Genomic DNA, 16173 nt, shown 5'->3' on the forward strand with positions numbered 1-16173 from the left:
GAAAAATAGTTAAAAGAATAGATATTATTTTTAGATTTTACACTTTTGTTGTTCCTCATATATTTTTGCAGAAAAAAGTTTTTCAGTGCTCAAAAAATGGTGTGGTTAAGATAGGGAGATCAACCAAGTTTTAAGTATATAGAGTAATTTAGATAAAAAATTACTAAATATTTTTATAGCCTTTGTATAAAGCAGCGGATCATGAAAACTATTAAAATAGCCTAAGCTTATTAGCTTTGTTGTAAAAATTTACTCTGAGATGCTTCTTAAGCTAGATATTTGATGCTGTTGCGTCTAGCCACAAATGATAAGCTAAAGACCGTTTTAGCTAAAGATGATGACGATCAACTTGGCGATACCATTGATTTGTAAGTATCCTCTAAACTCTATGCCAATCTTTTAATTTGGATCACTTTGTATGTCGGCAACTTTTGCAGTACACCATTTAAATAGGCATACAGATCTAGACCATTCAACTTTGCTGACTGGATCAATGTCATGATGTTAGCAACTCGCTGACCACTGCGCAGTGATCCAACATACAACCAGTTCTTACGACTTAAAGCCCAAGGGTGCATTTGGTTCTCCACCAAATCATTGTAAATAGATAGATTACCATCATCTGAATAGCGGCTTAAGGCTTGCCAGCGCTTTAGAGTGTAATTGATTGCCTTAGCGGTGGTAGAACTTGATGGCACCATCAGATGATGTTGGTTGAGCAATTCATATAGTTGTTGCATCACTGGTTGACTATGCCGTTGCCGGTATTCGCAGCGTTGTTGCGCTGTACCGTCGGTCTTGTGCCTTAACTCTGCTTCTATCGCATACAATTTCTGAATCAGCACCAGTGCCTGTTCAGCAATCTGACTTTTCCCAGTGATATGCAGTTCATGGAATTTACGACATGCATGTGCCATGCAACCTACTTCAATGATCTGACCTGATTTGAAATGTGCTTTATAACCACTGTAATCATCACAGACCAGATGTCCCTGCCAGCCATTCAGGAATTCTTCTGCATGCAGACCTGAACGGTTTCTTGAAAGTCATAGATCACCCCCTTGCTGCAGCACCACCTGTTTTAAGGCATTGACCAGAGGTTCAAGTGTCTACACCACAGCGACCAATCCAATCTGACAGGGTGGATCTAGATAGATCTACACCTGCGCGCAGAAAGATCTGTCGCTGACGATACAGCGGTAAGTGATCAGCATATTTGGATACCAGCACATGGCTAAGTAACTCAAGTGTCGCAATACATTTATCGATCACATAGGCAGGCATCGTTTGCTGAGTCAGGGTGTCACATTGATCACAAACCCATTTACCACGCACATGCTGTTCTTTATAGAACTGCGCTGGTCTGAAATTCAATTTTTCACTGATATTCGCCGATACGACGCAGTGTGCACCCACAGATGTATTGCGTTGATGCAGATTCATGCTCAATACGTACGGTTGCTAAATGATCTGGGAGTAGTCGACGTTTATGTTTATTTATCCAATGAGCCGTAAAACACCCTCATTTATGGAGGTGATATAAGGCTCGATTTTTAATTCTAATGAGGTGATTGTTGTTGCTCGATGTATTGTTTAATAATTTCTAATGGCGCACCACCGCAACTTGAAGCAAAGTAACTTGGCGACCATAAAGAATCACCCCAAAGTTTGTTTTTAATTTCAGGAAAGTCTTTTCTAAGGTGGCGACTAGATAGACCTTTTAAGCTATTCACTAAATTTGAAATAGCAACTTTTGGTGGGTAATTAATTAATAAATGAACATGATCATCCTCCCCATTAAATTCAATCAATACAGCATCAAAATCCAAAGCCCGATATTGGCAATAGTCACCAACATAATATACATTAAATTGTATAAATTGCTGTGTATATAAGTACAATGAAATAAACAACTTACGTTTTCAAATATTTTTTATTGGAATTAATTTTTATTAAGATCGTTTAATTGTGGTCACATAAGTTTTTAAAAATTTACCAAATTATCACCAACATAATTTTGTGATGATTAATTAGGTAAACCGAATGGTAAAAAATCAGGTTGATGGAATTATATATGGCCAGCCTAGGCTTTTATCAGCATTAATTAACTGTATAACCCCCAAAAAAAATTAAAACAGACACTCACCATTAAAACTTAGGTGTAGCACGAGAGTTAAGCAGTATCCGTTACGATGATTTATTGAAGTCATTTTATTTCTAACTGCAATTGAGCAGGCCTACCAATGCAAGCCAGATGTAAACAAAATTTAAAAGCCGGTAGTGCTTTGCCTTGTTTTAAGGAATATAGCTGTAAGCGTGCATTATTTTCTTTTGTTGTTGGGTAACCTTCTAGTTTCTGATTTGCCTTGGCAAGTTTGAGTAGATTCGGCGTAATTTCTTTGTTTAAAAAATTAACCATATCTATTCCAAGTAAATGCCACATGTTGGCAGGAAACAGATCTTTGGCCGCATAGTAGAATTTTTCCAGATTCTGAATATTTTTCCGCGTTGAATGTAAACCTGTATGTGAAGCAGTTACGTGATTAATAAAGAATTCTAAGACATACCTAATATTTTCAGGTGACTTTTGATAGCAGGCTTGTAGATAGTTAAAAAAATGTGTGACCAATAAAAGGTCCTCATTAGTATCAATCATTGACGGTTTGATGTATTGCAGTTCGGTTATATGAAAAAGTCTTGGATTGTTTTTTCTAGATTTAAGTTGTTTGAGTTGGATTGCATTGTCATACCAATACTTGATGAGCTCATGAGATAGGCAAAGTTCTTGTGCTACGCGCTCCGTATCATATTTGTATAACTCTAATAAGCAGAGTGCCTTATAAAATAGATCAAGATCGATTTTAGATTCTGGAGTCGCGACAAAATAGTCAAAAATACAATGTTCTTGCGTTTGATTTACCTCTAATTCTGCATGTAGTGTGTGAGCATTGCTCGCTATCCATTTTTCTTGATTGTTTAGAAGGAGTTTACAGAGCGTTGTAGCATGCATTTCAAAATTGAATTCAGACTGATCATTGAGCGATTTTAGAAAATGTAACTCTTGTGTTGAATTGCTTATCCCCAGCATTTTCTTAACCAAACCATTGCTTAGTAATGGGCGATATTTGGAAAATTGATAACCTGCAATAAAGTAAGCTACATGAATATAACTTTTAAAGGTCTCGATGGGTTCGAGATGCCCCAAAAGATGTGCGATGATAATCCAATGATTTTGATCAATTGAATTACGTAATAACTCAGCCCTGAGCTGATTATATTCAACTTCCGTATAGTCTGTGAGGCTATCAGACAAAAAATGATAATCACATTTAAAAATTAATGCTAAATGATTTGCTGCAGAATGTCTAAATGAATGAAATGTATAGTGATGTTGCTTGAATAACTGATCCATAAAATTTTTAAAGGGTGCAGTCAGCATGTGCTGGCTGAGTTTCTTATTCTCATTGAACTGACTGAATAAATAATCATTCGGTTTTTTTGTTAACCGCTGTTTGACAACATATTGATGAAATTGTTGATACTCAGATGCTTTGAGTAAGCAATACACGGGCACGCTACGTTGCGCGCTGTCAGTCTTTAATCTGTGTTCATTGCCTATTTTTTCTGACCCATATGGCTTGACCAATAATGATATTCTGTTTAATCCTTCAGTATCTTTGATACGTAAACCAATCATTTCATTAATTCGCATCCCAGTTCTGTAAGCAAGCGTATAAATAAGACTAAGATTTTCATAGTCATGTTGAGAGATGATATTTTGTAGATGTGCTTGTTGAAGTTTTTTGATTAACAGTTGAAATGTGACTGGGCTGATAATACGTGTGCGTGGTCTGGTTTGTTGATCCAGCGTCTCTAAAGTGAATGCTGGGGCATCGAATAGTTGTTCTTGAAATTGATGAAAACGTTTGAGTGTTTTTACAATTTGAGCAGCCGATTTTTTAACAGTATCTTCGAGCAGACTTTCAGCAATACAGTTATTTTGATAAATCTGTGCATATATTTTTTGCAGGCGTGTTTCTTCATCGTCCTCAGAAAATTGATATTGTAAAGAATAGATTAGCCAAGGCTCACCAATTCGAGTGTAGTATGTGTAAATTGAGCTTTTGGCTAACTGGCTATTGTTGGAAATGATTTTAGCAAAAATTGTAGCGCAAAAATCAAATCTCTGAGCTAGCAGATCTATATCTTCTTGAGGTGGTTTAAAGAGACTAATTAACCACAGGGTGATTCGTTTACTGTATTCATTAAAGAGTTTTGCATTCTCCATACAATAATCGATCATGAGTTGATAGATTGGGGCATCTGTTTGGCGAAGACGAATAATTTTTAATAAGTCTTTATGAATTTTTAGTACATCTTTTAGTGCATCTTGCTCATGATGCAAATAAACAGTTTGTGGAGGTAAATTCTTAGACTGATGAATGACTTCAGTAGTGAGCTCATGCTTATATTTAAATTTTGGTTGCACAAAACGCTCAAACTCTTGTTCGGGTAAACCACAACTGAGTAAATTCCCGATGAGGCATTCAGAGAGCGCCGGATCTATATCTACGTTGGGAAGCTGTAACCAGTTGTAGCGAGCATGCTGAAGTAAATGCGATAAGCTATTTTTTTTAAACTTTTTCTTTATTTTTCGAAAGATATACTCAAGATAGCCCTCTACGGGAAGATGAACATGTCGAATATCTCTCAGATTAAAATGTATTAGCCACAGACGTGTGACGGGGTCTGGAATAAAATTTCTAGATTTTCGAACAGTATATTCATCAATAAAAATATCGCCATAATGATTAGAATGGGATTCTAAAAAAAGAATATTAAGGTCTTTATAATGGCGTACTTTTACTGGATTTCTGAGGTGTTCAAGCAAGGCATTAAGTTCAGCTTTTTCATTTAAGCCACCAAATAGAATGGCAGACAATATAATATTGCCCACGATTTCCTCATTTGAGAATGAGTCACAGCTTTCAGCCAATTCCCAATAATTATAAAGCTGTTGTACGAGGTCATTTATTTCATGACCATCGGCATTCCAGCTCATGGTCACGATAGGCTTATCTCTTTTAATATCTAAAACAGCATGAGGCAGCTCTAAATCCAAGCGATGCTGAGCATTTAACTCTTTGATGTAATCTTCAAAAAAATCATATGCAAACTTGATCCACTTTTTACTCGTAGAGTTTTTCTTGATGTGGCTATAAACCTCGCCGTAATCACCTAGCAAATGTGGATTCTGATCAAACTGCTGTTCTGAAAAATATTTGCGGAGTGAAGCATGAACTTCATTTTGAATTTTTTGTTCATTTAATTGTCGAGTAAGTTCTCGTTTCTTTTCGGCAAACAGTTGATCTGCTTTTTTAAGCGATGAGGACATTTAAATTCACTCCAATAATTTCAAAATATTCCTGCATTTCATTTAAATGTGTTGCGAGCGCGCGATATTGGTTCAGAGACAAACTAGAAAATGGATGTGCGGCTTCCTGTTGGAAGGCTTCATGTCCAAAAAGTGCAAGTATTAAAGGCTCGGGGATTTGTTTGTTGGTGAGAAAGGCACGTGTTGTATGGCGGTGCCAGTTGGGATGTGCTAACCCAACTTCAGGATGAAAGTCACGCACATTGGAAGGTGTAAGCGGAGTGAGTGTGCCATTTTGTAAAAGATTTAACAGAGGCTGTTCATTATTAAATATGGCATCAATTTGGGCTGAGATTTCGCGGTTAATCGCCATGTAATGTTGTTGGATATGTTCGAGGAAACGAAGATATTTCTTTAATTCACCGATGAGAAATGCACAAAGTGGAATCAAGCGTCCAAAGCCACGTCTACCACCGACCTCTTTGTCAGACAGCATAATTGTCTGTTGCTGAAAACTTATATTATTCAAAAAACCTGGAAAGTCCCGAACAGGTCGTGCAGCGGTAAACAAAAGTAGGATATGCCACATCCAAATGCTATAAGCATTAAAACTTTCTACCCAGTCGTTATCTGAAGTCGTATAAATTTTGGTGTAAAGATAGAAAAGGATGTCCTTTATGACATTTTTACTTGGTGCTTTTTGGCTACCAAAGCAGATGGACTGATCACTATAGACAATATCACCGTAGTCATTTTCAGCGAGCTGTGTACATAGTTCAGATAAAACTTTGACATAATTTTTTTGTAATTTATTTACATTGTAATGGCAGTAAGAGCTTGAAGAAGAGTGACTTGCATCTACACCAGTGATGATGTCAGCAAGTTGCCTATTGCCTGTTTTTTGCAAAATAACATGATGCAGTAATGAGCTAGTTTTTGATAAGTTCAGCTGAGGAATTTTGACTTCATCTTTTATTATTCTAATTTTTTTCTTTAGCTCATCTTCAGTGATGATTGGTTCTGCTTTGATACGATCAATAAAGTGATTTGGGATAGGGATATCTAAATGAACGGTGTTATTGATCAGTGACTCCGGATATTCAAACGTTGCATCTTCAAAAATGCTGAATTTGGTTGAGAGATAGTATTGGTCACTTTGCAATTTAATGACTTGGCGATGATTTAATCTTTTTACACGCCTTTTTTGAAAATTTAACCAGTCTTTAAAGCCAACGCCTGTGATTAAGCAAAGTAATACAACGAGCACGCTTTTATCATTATGTTTTTTATCATCATGATACAGGTATGTAATTAGGTCAGAAATAGTATAAACACTTGGGAGTAAACAACTTGCAGTGAGCAAATGATCTTGTCGTTGCATATGTTTTGGAATTAACGAAAGTGCCATACGTTGGGCATTTTTAGAATGTCTGGCAAGTGGTGTAATCTGATCTGCTTGAACAATAACAGAGGGGTCTTCTTGCTCGTCAAGGGCTTGCTCATTAGCTAAACCTCTATTACTTTTTTTAGTCTCAATGATTTCGTTAATAGTTCCATCGGTATCCCATGTACGATATTGCAGTTTACTATCTACACTTGATTTGGCAATTTTTGGACGGCTTTTTAGTACATAATTGAATGCAATACGTAATTCATCACAGAAATTTTTCTGAAAATCATTTAGTTCTTGATCTGCTTCAGGTTGAAGAGCAGACTCTACAAATTGCTCTAATGATAGAAATAAAGCAGGGAATTTAAGAGTTAAGAATGCTTGATAATCTAATGCGTGAGCATCTTTTTTTTTTGCAAAAAAAGACTTGTTTGCAACGCGGAAACGCTGAAATAAGCGCTTAATCGTATTGAGATGCTCTGTATGTTGTTTTTCAAATAAATCTGGTTTGATCTGCGGCAATGCTAATAAATATAGTGCTGCTTTAAGGACGAGCACATTCCAGGTGAGTAGTTCCGTGTGCGCATGATAAATGCTGGCAATACTGTTGATGTAATACGTGATTGGGGAATCACCAATTTTAGATTTTCTAGACGCTTGGAGAGTAGCGGGAATGCGAGGTGGTGAACTTGTAGAAATATCAGATTCAATCTCACTGAGAACAAGCCCCTTAAGATAATCTGAGCAGTCATGGTAAACCAATAGATCTGCGATAAAGTTAATATGTGCATGAAGACACAAATCCTCTGCATTAAAAAGCTTTTTTAATAAGTCTGATAATAAAATTTTGGGTTGAGGAAGGGGCTTAGTTTCACTTTCGTGCATATGAACAATTCCAAAAATCTGTTGGATTTGGTGAAAAATCATTTTGATTTAAATAATGATCGACGACTTTTGATTGCTTGCTGACTTCGTCAAGTAGATGCTGGCGACGTGCATGGATTTTTCTGTTTCTATTGTGGAGTTGTGTATGGCTAAAATTGAGTAACTTACCAAGCCCCTCAAGACTGAGCGTTTTATGTGCTTTGAATGAATGTAAGCGATTAAAGTCGAGTAAAACTTCAGTCGAAATATATCGGTTGATCGCTTGCTGAAGATGCTGCGGATTTAAATTGTGTATATCAAAAGTATTTGCTTGCAAAAAACTTAAGAATTCAAAGCTTGCATAGTGTTTGAGTTGTTGTTGTAAGTTGGCATCAGGTGGGAACGTATATACATGTAATTCCTGAGGTGAAGGCGGAAGCTTCATGTGATGCAGGTACAAATCAAAATTATCAGCGATCCAGAAATTGGATATTCCTGCTATAGACCAAACATTGAGTTTGTTTGATGCTAAACGAAAATGAGAAGTTAATCGTAGAGCTCGAAAGGCCATGTGATAGCAGTGATGAATGCCAGCAAAATCTGGATGAGTGTTTAATGCGAGTTTAGAAAGATCTCGCTTGAAGATAATTTTGGGGTTATCAAAATTAAATGAACATTCAGAAGTTACTTGTTTACGCGTTCCACGGCACATATTTAGATTATTAAAATATAACTATGATACATTTCTACTATTTAACTGTTTACTTTTCAAGTAATCTAACGGTATTTATTGTGTAAGTGTAGAAAAGTAGACACAATTTATAGTTTTGGTGTGCATAATTTAATTTGGTTCTATTTTTATTAGTAATATTTTTAAGCTATTACCGAGGTTGGGATTGATTGATTGTATGGCTGTGATTCCTGCTACAAAGTAGTAAAAGTTAGATCATAAAAATACCCCAACCTTGGCAAGGTCACCGAGATTTATTCCATTAAATGACCTTAATTATAAGTATATGATTTGATTACTGGTATATAGTTTTTGGTGGAGTAAAATTTTGATCAATTTAGATCATTTAATGTGGTTTTGGTCACTTCATTTTAGACATTTTAGTTTATAAAAGTCACCTATGTTTTGATGCTGATTTTCGTGAGAAATAATAACAATATATAGTTTAATATAATGATTATTAATAATTTATAAATCGACTACAACATGTAGTAGCGAAGATGCTCAAAATGCACTTACTACGTAACATCAGTTAAATAAAAGTCTCCCACAAACCCAATACGGTTCACTTGGGCCTATGCAGTCTGAAATAGGTTTATAAACTTAATCTGATCTTAAGAACTTAATCTTAGCTTTGTAGAGAAAATCTCTTGAAGGATGAAACGAGTGGATCAGCGAGTAGATGTACTAAATTTTAAAAAACTATTATATCTAATGAGCGTCTTGATCTTGATTAGCCTTGGGCTATGGTGGGGAAGTAAGCTGCTCTCGAATAAAAATATAGAGGCTAAAGTAGAGAGACAGGTTTCAGAGGCTGAGAGGAGTCCTGAAGTCTCAGAGCAACAAATCTTAATTTCTTCAAAACAAATTGAGCAAGTTGGGATCAAATTACACACATTAGGTGCTTCTTCTACTAACATACAAAAACAAATTATTTTACAAGGGCAAGTACAGTGGTCACCAGAAAGCAAAGTTGTACTGACTAGTCCTGTTTCAGGAATGGTGCAGCAAGTTTTGGTACAACCCTTGGCAGAAGTTACCCGGAATCATCATGTACTTGCTGTACATAGTCCAGATTTAATTCAGATTCAAAATGAAATATTGCAGCTTCGTGCTCAACAACAATTAGCCCAGCAAAATTTAACACGTGAACGTAGCTTATATGCTGAAGGCATTATTGCCGAGAAGCGTGTGCAAGAGGCACAGAATCAAGTACAGCGTCTTAATATTAACTTAGGTGCAAAACAGCGAATGCTGCAATTTATGGGAGGAGGGCAGGTAAATAGTCTAAATTCCATTGTCTATGTTAAAAGCCCAACAAGTGGTTATATAGAAAACTTACAGGTTTCTACAGGTCAGTATGTTGAGGCTGGTACAGTATTAGGTCAACTTGTAAACGCTGATTCACCGTTACAATTGTTATTACAAGCTAATTTAGCTGACAGTAAATATGTGCATATTGGGGATGTTGTTCAGGTTGAAGGTTGTGATATTACAGGGCATATACAAAATATCGCTCCAGCACTTGTAGGGAATACACAAACTCAAAATATCATCGTACAAATGGATACCAAACATAATTGTTTGCGGGTGCAACAATTTGTCAAAGTTCATGTTCAAAGTAAGCAGCCAACAGTAATTGCAGCATGGCCAGTACCAAGTACTGCCATAACCTCACAAGATGGTAAACACATTATTTTTGTTAAAAATCAGAAGGGGTTTGAAGCTGTAACGGTTGAAGTTCTATCAGCTGATCAGCAGCAAAGTTATATTACAGCTGAAAAATTAAAACCCAAAATGCAACTTGCTATCAGTGGTGTAGAGCGTCTCAAGGCGGTGTGGTCTGGCTTTGGTGCAGAGCAAGCACCTATTAGCACTACAGAACGTTGAGGTGAGACATATGTTAAAACGTCTTATCGCCTTTTCACTTAGTCAGCGCATTTTAATATTATTGCTCACATTGGCGATCAGTGTGGCAGGCTACATTGCTTTTACGAAACTACCAATTGATGCTTTTCCTGATGTGTCAAGTACGCAAGTACAAATTGTGATGAAATCGCCCGGCATGACGCCCGAAGAGGTGGAAAGCCGTATTGTTGTACCCATTGAACAAGAAATGTTGGGAATATCTCATCAGACAGTAATGCGTTCGCAATCTAAATACGCGATTGCGATTATCACATTAGACTTTGCTGAAGGCACTGACCCTTATTGGGCTAGACAACAGGTGAATGAACGTTTAAGTAATGTGATGTCTGCATTACCAAGTAGTACGTCAGGTGGAATTGCACCCATGACGACCCCATTAGGTGAATCTTTTATGTTTACCTTACATGGGCCACTCAGTGATATGGAAAAACGAACTCTACTTGATCGGGTGGTTCGTCCACAACTTCGTAAAATTGAAGGGGTCGCCGATGTTAACGCTTTGGGGGGACTTGTTCGTACATTTGAAGTGACCCCTAATTTAGAGGCCCTGGCGGCACGAGGCTTATCTTTAACACAGCTACAACAGGCAATCGAGCTAAATAATGCCAGTGATGGTGCTGGGCGGCTTAATGAAAATGGAGAGTCATTACTGATCCGAAGCGATAGCCGCGTCAGAAACCTTGAAGAGTTAGGCGATATTATTGTTTCTAGCCATCAAGGAACATTGGTGCGGGTTAAAGATGTTGCACAGGTACATACTGGAGCACTCACACGCTATGGTGCAGTGACTGAAAATGGCCAAGGTGAGGCTGTCCAAGGTATTGTATTAACTTTAAAAGGTGCGAATGCACGTCAAGTCGTTCAACATGTTCGTGAGCATTTGTCCGACATTGAAAAAACTCTGCCACAGGGTACAACGATTGAACCATTTTATGATCGTGGTGAGTTGGTAAACCGAGCCATTCATACCGTAAGTAAAACGTTATTAGAAGCTATTGTCTTAGTCTTGATTTTACTTTTATTGTTCTTAGGAAACCTAAGGTCTGCTTTAGTGGTTGCGGCAGTTTTACCATTATCTGCACTAAGTACTTTTTTGATGATGCACCATTTTGGTTTAAGTGCCAATTTAATGTCTTTAGGTGGTTTGACGATTGCGATTGGTTTATTAGTGGATGCTGCAGTTGTAGTGGTTGAAAATATTGAAATGCAACTTGCTGAAGCAAAAGAGTCACCGCAACGTTCTTTTTTACCGCCATTAAATATGATTTACCGCGCAGTGTCTGAGGTTGCAGTACCAGTCACAGCAGGCATGATCATTATTATGTTAGTGTTTATTCCATTGGTCACGCTTGAAGGATTGGAAGGGAAGCTCTTTTCACCTGTGGCTTTAACAATTGTATTTGCTTTATCAAGTTCACTAATTTTTTCTTTGACAGTGATTCCTGTACTGTGTTCATTCTTTCTAAAACCGAAAGCACATCACACACCCTTTTTAGTAGCTAAATTAGAAACTGGTTACCGAAAACTTTTGAATCTGAGTTTAGCCCATCCTAAACAGATTTATGTCTTAGCAGGTGGTACCTTACTTCTGGCTGCATTGATTTTCCCATTCATTGGAAAGTCATTTATGCCAACCATGGATGAGGGAGATACTATTTTACAGTTAGAAAAAATCCCTTCGATTAGCTTACAAAACTCAATTGCATTAGATCTGGATATTCAAAAACGTATTTTGGAACAAGTGCCTGAAGTTGAAAGAATTGTGGCACGTACAGGTTCTGATGAATTGGGATTAGACCCTATGGGGTTAAATGAAACAGATAGTTTCATTGTGCTAAAACCACAAACGCAATGGCAAGTCAAAAATAAAGAGCAAATTTTAGAAAAAATTCGTCTTGTACTTCAAGATGTTCCTGGCGTGAACTTAACATTTAGTCAACCCATAGAGATGCGCACTTCAGAAATGTTGTCTGGAGTACGAGGAGATTTGGCTGTCAAAATTTTTGGAAGTGATTTAGACCAGCTTAATGATTTATCAAAGCAAATTGCAATAGTTCTACAAGGCATTGAAGGCAATGAAGATGTCATGACACTCGAAAATTCGGGAGTACAGTATCAAGAGCTGCGAATCCATCGTGATATGGCTATACGAAATCAATTGGACAGTCAAAATGTTCAAGCCCAACTCAAGATGCTCGTGGAAGGCAAAGAAATAGGTTCCATTATTGAACAGGGGCGCCCTGTTCCATTAATGATGAAAGGGGATCCACGTTTGGGAGAGTCGAGTTTTGAATTTTCCAATATTGCCTTGCCAATTGAGAATGCAGCTGCAGTGCCATTGTTATCTTTAGCAGAAGTGGTTAAGACTGAGGGTGTCGTAAAAATTGATCGTGAAAATGCATCACGAATGTCAGTGGTACGTGCCAACGTACGTGATCGTGATTTAGTTAGTTTTGTAGATGAAGCAAAACAATTGGTTGCAGAGAAAGTCAAGTTACCAACCGGCTACTCACTCAAATGGGGGGGGCAATTTGAAAACCAACAACGTGCGGCTGCTCGCTTAATGCTTGTTGTACCTGCTGCATTAACAATGATCTTCTTTTTACTATTTACGACTTTGGGTTCGGTGCGTCAAGCCGTATTGGTTTTCGTCAATATTCCCTTTGCGTTAGTCGGTGGAGTATTTGCATTAGCATTAACAGGTGAGTATTTATCTGTTCCTGCATCAGTTGGTTTTATTGCCTTGATGGGGATTGCTGTACTGAATGGTTTAGTGATGATTAGTTATTTTAATCAACTGATTTCTCGTGGTGTTGCAATTGAGGAAGTTGTTCGTGAAGGTGCTATGCGCCGTTTACGTCCAGTCATGATGACCGCGAGTATTGCAGCTTTAGGTTTGATCCCATTGTTATTTACTACTGGCCCTGGTGCCGAGATTCAACGTCCATTGGCGATAGTTGTGATTGGAGGGCTTATTTCTTGTACTTTGCTGACTCTGATTTTACTTCCTAACTTGTTTAAAAAATTTGGTTTAGCGCGAGATCATCATGTCTGAAATATGCCAACTCTCTATTAACGTGTCCTCTGATATTGCTGAAGAACTTATGGAGCATTTGTGGTTAATTCCTGAGTTGATTTCAGGGTGTACTTGTGTCAACGCACAAGGGTTTGGTAATCGCCAACATTATCGTAATGTTCAGGAAAAAATTCGCGGAGCAACTGAACGGAATCTTATATTGCTGATTGTACAACACGAATCTGTATCATTGGTTTTGGCGCATATTCAGCAAAAATTTAAATCAAGTGATTGTTTTTATTGGGTCATACCTACATTAATTTCTGGTTATATGAGCCAAGGAGCACTTGACTAATGACATTAAATATCAAATTTAAATCAACACTTCTAGGCCAAATTTGGTATCTGTTTGGGTTGGGCTATTGTTTTACAGTGGCTTCGACAGCAATTGCAAAACCTCAACTTGAAGCTGCTTTGCCACCACTTGAAGCAGTACAACAGAGTCTAGTAGAACATCCGAATGTGCGTGCTGCAATATCAGAGCAAGATTATGCAGACTTTGCCCGACAAGGATTAAAAGTAGGGCAAAATCCGTGGACTGTTACAGCCGGTATGCAAGTACGTAAGACGGATACACAACTAGAGCGAAAACAAGCCAATAGTTATGAACCTAGTTTGGGGATAGAAAAACAAATACGTTTGCCTAATAAATACCGGCTAGATCAAGATCTAGCACAACGTATTTCAAGTATTGCAGAAACCCCAACCTTGGCAATAGTCACCAACATAATTTACATTAAATTGTATAAATTGCTGTGTATATAAGTACAATAACATCAATAACTTACGTTTTAAAATATTTTTATTGGAATTAATGTTTATTAAGATCGTTTAATTTTGGTCACATAAGTTTTTAAAAATTTACCAAATAATCACCAACATAATTTTGTGATGATTAATTAGGTAAACCGAATGGTAAAAAATCAGGTTGATGGAGTTATATATGGCTGAACCGTACCGGGTTTGTCGGAGACTTTTTTATTTAAGTTAGGCCACCTGACCTAACGGGTTAATCTTATGCTGCTGTTAGGGTCTAAAAATAGCAGTTTTGAAGGGCTTTATCGAGTGATTTTTTCAACACTCTACGCAATTATGGATATCATAGTATCCACTTTATGTTTTATTTCGCTATAATGGATATAACTGTATCCATTTGGTCTTTGCGGATGAATTTTACCTTACTTGATGATACCGATGTAAGCCAAGCTTATGCGGCTTATTTACGTGAGTTACGCAAGCAGGCAAAGCTGTCGCGCGCTGCATTGGCTGAGCGAAGCTGCGTACCTGCGGCCACCATTAAGAAATTTGAGCTGACCGGGCAAATTTCATTTCGTCAATTGCTGTTGCTATGGCAGACACTTGATTCGCTAGATAGGCTTTATCAGCTCACGCAACTTAGCAAAGAACGCGCTGCTATACCCATGAGTATTGATGAGGTGCTAAAAGATGAGTTTTAAACCGATTCAGAAGCTTAATGTTACTCGTACGCTAAGCTCAGGTGAGCAGATATCTGTTGGAGTCTTGGCGCAGAATCGGCAAGGCGTTTTTTTTCAGTATACTGACGACTATTTGCAGCAGTTTGGCAATTTATCACCGTTTACCTTGCAAGCGAATACGCTAGTTCAAGCCGCACCTAAAGCGCCGCACCAAGGTGTACATGGCGTATTTGGGGATTGTTTGCCCGATGGCTGGGGCATGTTGTTACAAGATCGTATTTTCCGGCAAAAGGGCATCCTACCTAATCAATTAACGGCGATGGATAGACTGGCCTTTGTCGGTGATAAAGGCATGGGAGCGCTGTCTTTTGCTCCGGTGTCTGAGTTTTCAGCCACGACATACGCGGACATTGATTTAGCAACCTTGGGCTTAGAAGCACAAACGCTGTTCGATGCTTCAATGTCAGATTATATGGATGATAATCACGATGAGTTAGATGGGCATACGCAACAGGTGTTGGCCGCATTAGTCGCCGGTGGTAGTTCGGGTGGAGCAAGGCCTAAGGCGCAGATTTATATGCCTGCAGGGGAAACTCAGCATTGTCGAACCTTTGCTCAGCCTGGAGATGAGGCTTGGCTGATTAAGTTTACCTCGAAAAATCTCGCGCTCGGGCATGAAGAAGGGTTGTGTGAAGCGGTTTATTTGCAAATGGCCGAGCTTGCCAAGTGCCAACCACCAGTCTGGCAACTCATTGAAGCACCAACTACAAGCGGTGCGTCTGCCTGGTTGGCGCTTAAGCGTTTTGATTATGTCACGGAGCAGGCCCGTTTAAGCGGTAATCGCAGTTCAGGTCGCTTGCATATGCACAGCGCTTGCGGGCTGCTGGATGCAGACTTTCGAACGCCAAGTTTAGATTATATTGACTTGATCAAAGCCAGCCGTCAGTTGTGTAAATCTCCTGCTGCTGGGCAGCTGCAATTTCGCCGTGCCGTTTTTAACCTGCTGTCGTCTAACCAAGACGACCACAGTAAAAACTGGGCGTTTTTGCAAGCGGATGACGGTCAATGGAACCCTGCACCTTTTTACGATGTTACCTACAGCCCACATCCATTCAACGAACACGCCACTGCTTTCGGCGGTTATGGCAAAGCGCCATCGCTTAAGGTGATGCAAAAACTTGCTACTAGTGCTGGCTTTGCGAATTGGAATGATGCAAAGCAAGTTATTGAAGAAGTCGCAGAAGCCATCAGCCAATTTACGTATCTTGCCAAGCAACAAGGGATCAGTAAAACAACAATGTCCGTGATTGCTAAGACATTGGAGCAGCGTAAACAAGAAAATGCAGCGCTTTTTCTATAACAATAAGAAGGGAC

General features: G+C 38.4%; 10 protein-coding genes and 1 pseudogene. 6 read left to right on the plus strand and 5 right to left on the minus strand.

Translation table 11 applies throughout. The features are described 5' to 3' along the window. Positions 1-386: 386 nt before the first annotated feature. The 5 genes and pseudogenes from FTT74_RS11370 to FTT74_RS11390 all read right to left on the minus strand — a co-directional run. Positions 387-1498: pseudogene (locus tag FTT74_RS11370) on the minus strand (IS66 family transposase); the annotation flags it as partial. Between the two features lie 61 nt (positions 1499-1559). Beyond that, entirely contained in the window at positions 1560-1877 is a 318-nt protein-coding gene (gene tnpA / locus FTT74_RS11375; RefSeq protein ID WP_257229519.1) for an IS200/IS605 family transposase, read from the minus strand. Positions 1878-2206: 329 nt separating this feature from the next. After that, positions 2207-5395: a tyrosine-type recombinase/integrase gene (locus FTT74_RS11380; RefSeq protein WP_154320135.1), complete on the minus strand. Its 3189-nt coding sequence runs from the start codon at positions 5393-5395 to the stop codon at positions 2207-2209. Next, a complete protein-coding gene (locus FTT74_RS11385; protein WP_070153152.1) occupies positions 5379-7649 on the minus strand; it encodes a hypothetical protein in 2271 nt (756 codons plus the stop codon). The genes FTT74_RS11380 and FTT74_RS11385 overlap by 17 nt, the downstream gene beginning before the upstream one ends. Further along, entirely contained in the window at positions 7636-8340 is a 705-nt protein-coding gene (locus tag FTT74_RS11390; RefSeq protein ID WP_094069346.1) for a hypothetical protein, read from the minus strand. The genes FTT74_RS11385 and FTT74_RS11390 overlap by 14 nt, the downstream gene beginning before the upstream one ends. A 684-nt stretch (positions 8341-9024) precedes the next feature. Between FTT74_RS11390 and FTT74_RS11395 the strand changes: the two genes are divergently transcribed. The 6 genes from FTT74_RS11395 (at position 9025) to FTT74_RS11420 (ending at position 16159) form a co-directional block, all read left to right on the plus strand. Further along, a complete protein-coding gene (locus tag FTT74_RS11395; protein ID WP_004974297.1) occupies positions 9025-10248 on the plus strand; it encodes an efflux RND transporter periplasmic adaptor subunit in 1224 nt (407 codons plus the stop codon). A gap of 10 nt (positions 10249-10258) precedes the next feature. Next, the gene (locus FTT74_RS11400; RefSeq protein WP_004974298.1) at positions 10259-13342 is read left to right on the plus strand and encodes an efflux RND transporter permease subunit; all 3084 of its coding nucleotides are present in this window, start codon (positions 10259-10261) and stop codon (positions 13340-13342) included. Then, a complete protein-coding gene (locus tag FTT74_RS11405; protein ID WP_004974301.1) occupies positions 13335-13658 on the plus strand; it encodes a DUF3240 family protein in 324 nt (107 codons plus the stop codon). The genes FTT74_RS11400 and FTT74_RS11405 overlap by 8 nt, the downstream gene beginning before the upstream one ends. After that, a complete protein-coding gene (locus FTT74_RS11410; protein ID WP_228291711.1) occupies positions 13658-14128 on the plus strand; it encodes a hypothetical protein in 471 nt (156 codons plus the stop codon). The genes FTT74_RS11405 and FTT74_RS11410 overlap by 1 nt, the downstream gene beginning before the upstream one ends. Positions 14129-14529: 401 nt before the next feature. Continuing rightward, positions 14530-14820: a helix-turn-helix transcriptional regulator gene (locus FTT74_RS11415; protein WP_070153163.1), complete on the plus strand. Its 291-nt coding sequence runs from the start codon at positions 14530-14532 to the stop codon at positions 14818-14820. Next, on the plus strand, positions 14810-16159 hold the full coding sequence (locus FTT74_RS11420; RefSeq protein ID WP_154320132.1) for a type II toxin-antitoxin system HipA family toxin: 1350 nt from the start codon (positions 14810-14812) through the stop codon (positions 16157-16159). The genes FTT74_RS11415 and FTT74_RS11420 overlap by 11 nt, the downstream gene beginning before the upstream one ends. Positions 16160-16173: the final 14 nt, after the last annotated feature.

It is taken from the genome of Acinetobacter sp. YH01007 (assembly GCF_013420425.1).
In the GTDB taxonomy this organism is placed as follows: Bacteria; Pseudomonadota; Gammaproteobacteria; order Pseudomonadales; family Moraxellaceae; genus Acinetobacter; species Acinetobacter towneri.

What these genes read in the sequence shown, in the direction of transcription:
- FTT74_RS11410 (WP_228291711.1), top strand. Translation starts at nt 13,658, where the DNA reads ATGACATTAAATATCAAATTTAAATCAACACTTCTAGGCCAAATTTGG.
- FTT74_RS11390 (WP_094069346.1), bottom strand. Translation starts at nt 8,340, where the DNA reads ATGTGCCGTGGAACGCGTAAACAAGTAACTTCTGAATGTTCATTTAAT.
- FTT74_RS11420 (WP_154320132.1), top strand. Translation starts at nt 14,810, where the DNA reads ATGAGTTTTAAACCGATTCAGAAGCTTAATGTTACTCGTACGCTAAGC.
- FTT74_RS11405 (WP_004974301.1), top strand. Translation starts at nt 13,335, where the DNA reads ATGTCTGAAATATGCCAACTCTCTATTAACGTGTCCTCTGATATTGCT.
- FTT74_RS11380 (WP_154320135.1), bottom strand. Translation starts at nt 5,395, where the DNA reads ATGTCCTCATCGCTTAAAAAAGCAGATCAACTGTTTGCCGAAAAGAAA.
- FTT74_RS11415 (WP_070153163.1), top strand. Translation starts at nt 14,530, where the DNA reads ATGAATTTTACCTTACTTGATGATACCGATGTAAGCCAAGCTTATGCG.
- FTT74_RS11385 (WP_070153152.1), bottom strand. Translation starts at nt 7,649, where the DNA reads ATGCACGAAAGTGAAACTAAGCCCCTTCCTCAACCCAAAATTTTATTA.
- FTT74_RS11400 (WP_004974298.1), top strand. Translation starts at nt 10,259, where the DNA reads ATGTTAAAACGTCTTATCGCCTTTTCACTTAGTCAGCGCATTTTAATA.